This is a genomic window from Flavonifractor sp., from assembly GCF_019422385.1.
GTDB classification, from domain to species: Bacteria; Bacillota; Clostridia; order Oscillospirales; family Oscillospiraceae; genus Flavonifractor; species Flavonifractor avistercoris.
Map to the genome: position 1 here is coordinate 1 of NZ_JAHZDL010000111.1, position 7,113 is coordinate 7,113.

Below are 7,113 nucleotides of genomic sequence, written 5' to 3' on the forward strand. Positions count from 1 at the left end.
TGTTCCGCTCCTCCGGCGCCGGCGGCCAGCACATCAACAAGACCTCCTCCGCCGTGCGGCTGATCCACAAGCCCACCAGCACGGTGGTGGAGTGCCAGCAGGAGCGCAGCCAGTTCCAGAACCGGGACAAGGCCATGCAGCTGCTGCGCGCCCGGCTGTACGAGGCCAAGGTGCGGGAGCAGGAGGAGGCCGTCACGGCGGAGCGCCGCAGCCAGGTGGGCACCGGCATGCGCAACGAGCGCATCCGCACCTACAACTTTCCCCAGGGGCGGCTCACCGACCACCGCATCGGCCTGACCCTCTACAAGCTGGAGAGCGTCATGGATGGGGCACTGGACGAGATTATCGACGCGCTGGTCACGGCGGATCAGGCGGAAAGACTAAAGAACAGCGAACAGAACTAGAAAAGGAGCAAGACAGACGTGGAACTGATCATTCACTTTACCGCCCTGCCGGAGAAGCTGTCTCTGGACATGGTCAAGTCCGACCTGGCGGAGCTGCTGGAGGATGACGGCTGGCTCACCGGCTCCGGGGCGGACTACATCGAGATGGAGCTGGAGGATGAGAAGGTCAACCCCAAGTACGGTATCCTCACCGTGAAAAACTACCTGCAAAAGGCGCAGTTTGCCCCCGATACCACCATTGAACTGGCGGGTACACCGGTGGGCATCTACGAGTAGGGGCGCACCTGTGCGCGCGCCCGCATCCATAGATAGAAAATCACAACAAAGGAGAAGAGATCCATGAAAAAAGCGATTGGCATCCTGGTTCTTCTGTCCGGCGCGGCCCTGCTGGCGGCCGGAATCCTGACCCTGGCGCAGCGGCCCCGGGCACGGCGGCGGAGCATTACCCGCCACTTCTGAGCAAAGGGGCGAGGCAAGTGCAGACCCTGCGATTGACGGCGGAACAGGTGGAGACGGCGGCGGAGATCCTCCGCCGGGGCGGCCTGCTGGGCATCCCCACAGAGACGGTGTACGGCCTGGGGGCCAACGGCCTGGATGGGGAGGCGGTGGGCCGCATCTTCGCGGCCAAGGGCCGCCCCCAGGACAATCCGCTGATCCTCCATATCCCATCGGCGGACTGGCTGGAGCGGTACTGCGAGGACATTCCGCCCTCGGCCTATGCCCTGGCGGAGCGGTTCTGGCCCGGGCCGCTGACCATGATCCTCAGGCATAAGCCCATCGTGCCCGACGCGGTGACCGCCGGACTGGACACGGTGGGGATGCGCTGTCCGGCCCACCCGGTGTGCCGGGCCATTATTGCCGCCGCCGGTGTGCCGGTGGCGGCCCCGTCCGGCAACACCTCCGGCCGCCCCAGCCCCACCAATATGGCGGACATGCTGGAGGACATGGACGGCAAAATCGACGGCATCGTGGACGGCGGCCCCTGCGCCGTGGGGGTGGAGTCCACCATCATCGACCTGACCTGTACGCCCCCCCGGCTGCTGCGGCCCGGCGGGATCACCTTGGAGCAGCTCCGGGAGGTGCTGGGGGAGGTGGCGGTGGATCCCGCCGTGACCCGGCTCATGGGCGAGGGGGAGAAGCCCCGGGCCCCGGGCATGAAGTACCGCCACTATGCCCCCAAGGCCCCGGTAACGGTGGTGCAGGGTGCCCCTGCGGCGGCGGCCCGGTACATCCAGGATCACATGGCCCCCGGCGACGGGGTGATCTGCTTCGACGAGTACGCCGGCCTGTTTGACGGCCACCCCCTGGAGCAGCTGGGCCCCAGCACGGACGTGCCGGAGCAGGCCCGGCGGGTGTTCGACGCCCTGCGGTGGTTTGACGGCACCGACGTGCAGCAGATCTGGGCCCAGTGCCCCGAGGCCGCCGGCATCGGCCTGGCGGTGGCCAACCGGCTGAACAAGGCGGCGGGATTTCACATCGTCCAGGCGGAGTGAGGGCCGCAACCAGCCGTTGCGCCGATTTTGCTGGACATGGAGCGCCGCTTCCGCCTGCTGCGGGAACAGCTGCGGAAATTCACAAATCCATAACACACTCGGCATGGAATATGCTATACTTACACCACGGAGGCGAGGCCCCATGAAGCGAATCGGCATCACCGGCCCCACCGGGGCGGGCAAGACCACGGCCCTGGGTGCGCTGACCGACCTGGGCGCCCATATCATCGACGCGGACGCGGTGTACCACCGCCTGCTGGAGGAGAGCGGCCCACTGCGCGCCGCCCTGGCGGAACGCTTTGGCCCCTCCATCCTGACCCCGGAGGGGCGGATAGACCGGAAGGCGCTGGGCAATGTGGTGTTCGGTGACCCCGAAGCCCTGGATGAGCTGAACACGATCACCCACCGCTTTATCGGGGAGGAGATCCACCGCCAGCTCACGCAGGCGGAGCGGGATGGCCGCCCTGCCGCGGCCATTGACGCCATTGCCCTCATCGAAAGCGGATTGGGGGAGGGCTGCGACGCGGTGGTGGGGATCCTGGCCCCCAAAGAGGTGCGCATCCGGCGCATCATGGCCCGGGAGGGCATTTCTGAGGACTACGCCCGCAGACGGGTGGAGGCCCAGCAGGGGGACGGCTTTTTCCGCGCCCACTGCGGCTATATTCTGGAAAACCGGGAGGACGACACGCCCGAGGCCTTCCGCGCCCGGGCCCGTGCCCTGTTTGAGCAGATTTTGCAGATTTGACATTCATATAAGGAGGAAGCAACCATGGAAGAAAAGCAGAAAAAGGCCGGCGAGCTGCGCCGGGAGGCGCTGTTCTATCAGCCCAAGAACGGATATGACCGACTCAGCGCCCAGGACGAGGCGGATATGAACGCCTACTGCGGCGATTACAAGAAATTCCTGGATGCCGGCAAGACGGAGCGGGAGTGCGTGGATGAGGCGGTGCGCCTGGCCGAGGCCAAGGGCTTCAAGCCCTTCACCCGGGGCATGGCGGTGAATCCCGGCGACAAGTTTTACCGGGTGAACCGGGGCAAGGCCCTGATGCTGGCGGTGATCGGCACCAGGCCCCTCAGCGAGGGCGTCAACATCGGCGCGGCCCACATCGACGCACCCCGGCTGGATCTCAAGCCCAATCCCCTCTATGAGGACGCCGAGCTGGCCTTCTTCAAGACCCACTACTACGGCGGCATCCGCAAGTACCAGTGGGTAACCATCCCCCTGGAGCTCCACGGCGTGGTGGCCCTGAAGGACGGCTCCACCGTCAAGGTGTCCATCGGCGGCGGCGTGGACGACCCCCAGTTCACCATCGACGATCTGCTGCCCCACCTGGGCGCGGAGCAGTCCAAGAAGCCCCTGGGCGAGGCCATCCCCGGCGAGAGCCTGAACCTGCTCATCGGCAGCCGCCCCTTCAAGGACGACGACGGCGCCGACCGGGTGAAGCTGGCCGTCATGGAGCTGCTCAACCAGAAGTACGGCATCGTGGAGGAGGACTTTATCTCCGCCGAGCTGGAGGTGGTGCCCGCCTTCAAGGCCACCGACATCGGCTTTGACCGCTCCCTCATCGGCGCCTACGGCCACGACGATCGGGTGTGCGGCTTTGCCTGCCTGGCGGCCGCCCTGGCGCTGGGCACCCCGGACAAGACCGCCATCTGCATGCTAGCGGACAAGGAGGAGATCGGCTCCCAGGGCGTGACGGGCATGAAGTCCGCCGCCTTCGACACCTTCGTCAGCGACCTGTGCGACGCCCAGCGGGTGCCCCTGAAGGCCTGCTATGAGAAGTCCTTCTGCCTGTCCACCGACGTGACCGCCGCCTTTGACCCCAACTTCGCCGAGGTCTACGAGAAGCGCAACAGCGCCCGGGTGAACTACGGCGTGGGCCTGTGCAAGTACACCGGCGCCCGGGGCAAGTCCGGCGCCTCCGACGCCTCCGCCGAGGTGGTGGGCTACGTCCGCAAGGTGCTGGACGAGGCCAACGTGGTGTGGCAGATGGCCGAGCTGGGCAAGGTGGACGCCGGCGGCGGCGGCACCGTGGCCTGCTTCATGGCCGAGCGCGACATCGACACCATCGACGCCGGCGTACCGGTGCTGAGCATGCACGCCCCCTTCGAGACCGTGTCCAAGCTGGACTGCTTCATGACCTACAAGGGGATCAAGGCCTTCTACGAGGCGAAATAAAGACGGAAACCAAAATCCGCCCGCGGACTCCGCGGGCGGATTTTTTTGAAGCAAAACCGGGGCATGGGTTGTCTAATCAGCAGGAAGCAAGAGGGGAGGCGCAGAGATATGGAACAGCCACTGGAGGCGGCGGCGCCGGGGCCGCTGGATCTGGCGGCCCTGGTGGAGGAGCACGGCGACCATCTGCTGCGGCTGTGCACCCTGTACCTGGGGGAGCAGAGCCAGGCGGAGGACGCGGTGCAGGACACCTTCCTGCGGGCGCTCCAGGCGTGGCCCAAATTCCGGGGGGAGTCTACGGTAGAGACCTGGCTGGTGCGCATTGCCATCAACGTGTGCAAGAACCAGTTGAAGAGCCCCTGGCGGACGCGGCGCGCCCCGGCGGAGGCGCTGGAGGGGCTGCGCACCGAGAGCCCGGAGCCGGAGGATGACACCCTGGTGAAGGCGGTGCAGGCCCTGCCGCCCAAGTACCGGGAGGTGGTGATCCTCTACTACTACCAGGAGTGGAGGGCCTGGGAGATCGCCCAGCGGCTGCACATCCCGGTTTCCACGGTGACGGTGCGGCTGTCCAGGGCCAGGGGCATGCTGAAAGAGAAGCTGAAGGGGTGGTATTATGACGGGGAAGAATAGGCAGACACTTCATGACGCCCTGGAGGCGGAGCTGGCGCCGGTTCGGCTGAGCGAGGCCCGCAGGGCCGCCATTCTGGCGGCAGCCGGTGGGGCCGGAGCCCGCCGCCGTGGCGGGCGGCCCTGGCGGGTGTGCCTGACGGCGGCGGCCCTGTGTGCCGCCCTGGCGGTGACCGCCGTGGCGGCGTCCCCATCCCTGCGGGAGGCACTGGCCCATATGCTGGGCGGCTTTGAGCCCTATGCCCAGGAGGTGGAGGGAGTGGCCGCCACGGATCAGGGCATCCAGCTGCGGGTGGTCTCCGCCCTGTCCGACGGCAACAAGACGGTGATATATCTGGAGGCGCGGGATCTGGAGCAGGAGCGGCTCGGCGCACAGACCACATTCCAGACACTATGGGTAGACCGTCCGGAAGCAGCTTACGTCGGAGGCACGTTCAGCAGCGGCCAGACGGTCAGCTATGATGCGGAAACGCACACGGCCCTGATGCGGTTCACCTTTACCGGAGACGGCCCCCCGGCCAGCGGCGGCACGCTGGAGCTGGGGATCAGGAGCTTCACGCCATCCCTGTGGATGGAGGAGGGCTCCATGCCTCAGGAGCTGCTGACGCAGGATCTGCTGGAGGTCATGGAGCTGGAGACCGGGGAGACGGTGCTGGTGCCGGAGCAGACGTCCGCCGGCCTGGAGGGGATCCAAAGTGGGTTCCTGTCCGCCGTCGGGTTCGGCACAGACGGACGGCTGCACATTCAATTCCGGTATGGAGAGGGGATCAATGCCGCGGAGAGCACCCTGCACCTGGAAGTGGGCTCCAGAAGCTATGAGGCGTCGGACAGCGGGGATCAGGCTGCCTATGACCGGCTCCTGCGGTATTTCGACATGGGAGAGGACGGCGGAGAGACGCTGTTTGAGTACGGGGGGGCATGGTACCAGGACACATGCTATAACATCTGGCCCTCCGACTGGGAGGATGTCTCTCTGGGCGGTGTGTCCGGCCGGTTTATCGGGGGAGAACTGATCGAAGGGGAGTGGAACCTGTCCATCCCGCTGGAAAATGTGCCCCACCGCCGCATTCCGGTGGGGGAGTACATCGGACACATCAAGCTGACCTATCTTGATCTGACCGCCATGGGGATGTCGGTGGAGAGCGATCCGGGAGAGACGCCGGATACCCTGGGGTACCCCGCCTCACTGTTTTTCTCGGACGGAACCACGCTGGCTCTGGGCAAGCCGGATACCACCTCCAACGGACAGGGGTATTCCTTCAACCACTGGAGCACAGAGGCCCCCATCGACCCCGGCCAAGTTGTGGGGGCCTCCATCGGCATGCGCTATATCCCCATCCAGTCCGGCGATACCGCCGGGCCGGGATACTGGCTGGCGGAGCTGCCCGCGCAGGAGACAGAGTCCGGCTAAAAGTCCAGATGGCCGGCCAGCCATTTCCCGAACCGGCTGCCCAGCGCCAGGCAGATGGGAAGGACAACCGCCGGAAACAGCATGAGAAAGAGCAGGGTGTTCACAGGGTTCATCCTCAGGGAGAACAGCAGCTCCCCCAGGGGGCTGTACAGGGGGACGTACAGCCGGAAGCCCAGCCAGGCGGCCAGGGCCATGGAGCCCCACTCCACCCAGCGCTCCCACGGCAGGGGGGAGCGGGCCCGGTCAGCGGCGGGAAGGGGCTCCCGGGCCACGTCGCCCCGCAGCTGGGCGGCGTAATCCTCCAGGCCCTCCGCCAGGGCCGGGTCGGACTGGCACACCCGTTCATAGGCGTCCAGCCGCTCCCGAAGCCGCCGCCTCAGGGCAAAGGCGGCTTCGGGGGCGGCCTGCGGGAAGGCCTTTATCATGGCCCGCAGCTCCTCCACCGTAAAGCCGGCCCTTCGCAGCGTGGCGATGGCTTTCAGCCGCTCCACATCGGCGGGGGAGAAGTCCAGCCAGGTGCGCCCGCCCCGGCGCTGGGCGTCCGGGGCGGCAAGCCCCTCCTGCACATAAAACCGCACCGCCCGCTCGGTGAGCCCGGTGGCGGCGCAGACCTCTTTCATCTTCATGCGGATCCCTCCCTTTCTCAACTAACATACCATCTGACGTAAGGGAAGTGTCAAGCCCTGCGCATAAAAAGATACAAATTATCCATACTGTAACCCAAAGAGAGCTAGGGAGGCGGTAGTATGGACGAGACCAGACCCACCGGCGAGACGGTTGGCGACAGCGAGAACCAGTATGACCAGCGGCAGCAGCAGATTGTGGACATGGGCTCCACCACCATCACCACAGCCCGGGGCACCATCCACACCCTGACCATCGTGGGACAGATCGAGGGCCATCAGCTCCTGTCATCCACGGCCAAGACCACCAAGTACGAGCACGTGATGCCCCTGCTGGCGGCCATTGAGGAGAGCGACGAGGTGGACGGCCTGCTGGTGC

Annotated in this window: 8 protein-coding genes and 1 pseudogene; 8 read left to right on the top strand and 1 reads right to left on the bottom strand. The window is 66.2% G+C overall.

The window, feature by feature from the left end; all coding sequences use genetic code 11:
- The 7 genes from QZ378_RS11650 to QZ378_RS11680 form a co-directional block, all read left to right on the top strand.
- On the top strand, window positions 1-404 hold a 404-nt coding region (locus QZ378_RS11650), incomplete at its 5' end, for a peptide chain release factor-like protein (protein ID WP_291258388.1).
- An 18-nt stretch (window positions 405-422) separates the two neighbouring features.
- Window positions 423-680 carry a hypothetical protein gene (locus QZ378_RS11655; protein WP_191378713.1) on the top strand — a complete coding sequence of 86 codons (258 nt, stop codon included), beginning with the start codon at window positions 423-425 and terminating at the stop codon, window positions 678-680.
- A gap of 200 nt (window positions 681-880) precedes the next feature.
- Window positions 881-1,897, top strand: coding sequence for an L-threonylcarbamoyladenylate synthase (locus tag QZ378_RS11660; RefSeq protein WP_191385045.1), 1,017 nt, complete (start codon window positions 881-883; stop codon window positions 1,895-1,897).
- Between the two features lie 142 nt (window positions 1,898-2,039).
- Window positions 2,040-2,642, top strand: coding sequence for a dephospho-CoA kinase (coaE, locus tag QZ378_RS11665; RefSeq protein ID WP_191528701.1), 603 nt, complete (start codon window positions 2,040-2,042; stop codon window positions 2,640-2,642).
- A gap of 24 nt (window positions 2,643-2,666) precedes the next feature.
- A complete protein-coding gene (locus QZ378_RS11670; protein WP_191378715.1) occupies window positions 2,667-4,076 on the top strand; it encodes an aminopeptidase in 1,410 nt (469 codons plus the stop codon).
- Window positions 4,077-4,184: 108 nt separating this feature from the next.
- Window positions 4,185-4,703: a sigma-70 family RNA polymerase sigma factor gene (locus tag QZ378_RS11675; RefSeq protein WP_291258389.1), complete on the top strand. Its 519-nt coding sequence runs from the start codon at window positions 4,185-4,187 to the stop codon at window positions 4,701-4,703.
- Window positions 4,687-6,111, top strand: coding sequence for a hypothetical protein (locus QZ378_RS11680; protein ID WP_291258390.1), 1,425 nt, complete (start codon window positions 4,687-4,689; stop codon window positions 6,109-6,111). Before QZ378_RS11675 ends, QZ378_RS11680 begins: the two co-directional genes overlap by 17 nt.
- Here QZ378_RS11680 and QZ378_RS11685 read toward each other — a convergent pair.
- The gene (locus tag QZ378_RS11685; RefSeq protein WP_291258391.1) at window positions 6,108-6,737 is read right to left on the bottom strand and encodes a MerR family transcriptional regulator; all 630 of its coding nucleotides are present in this window, start codon (window positions 6,735-6,737) and stop codon (window positions 6,108-6,110) included. The genes QZ378_RS11680 and QZ378_RS11685 overlap by 4 nt on opposite strands.
- A 120-nt stretch (window positions 6,738-6,857) precedes the next feature.
- Between QZ378_RS11685 and QZ378_RS11690 the strand changes: the two are divergent.
- A pseudogene (locus QZ378_RS11690) lies at window positions 6,858-7,113 on the top strand (peptidase S14); the annotation flags it as partial.

What these genes read in the sequence shown, in the direction of transcription:
- QZ378_RS11675 (WP_291258389.1), top strand. Translation starts at nt 4,185, where the DNA reads ATGGAACAGCCACTGGAGGCGGCGGCGCCGGGGCCGCTGGATCTGGCG.
- coaE (WP_191528701.1), top strand. Translation starts at nt 2,040, where the DNA reads ATGAAGCGAATCGGCATCACCGGCCCCACCGGGGCGGGCAAGACCACG.
- QZ378_RS11685 (WP_291258391.1), bottom strand. Translation starts at nt 6,737, where the DNA reads ATGAAGATGAAAGAGGTCTGCGCCGCCACCGGGCTCACCGAGCGGGCG.
- QZ378_RS11670 (WP_191378715.1), top strand. Translation starts at nt 2,667, where the DNA reads ATGGAAGAAAAGCAGAAAAAGGCCGGCGAGCTGCGCCGGGAGGCGCTG.
- QZ378_RS11680 (WP_291258390.1), top strand. Translation starts at nt 4,687, where the DNA reads ATGACGGGGAAGAATAGGCAGACACTTCATGACGCCCTGGAGGCGGAG.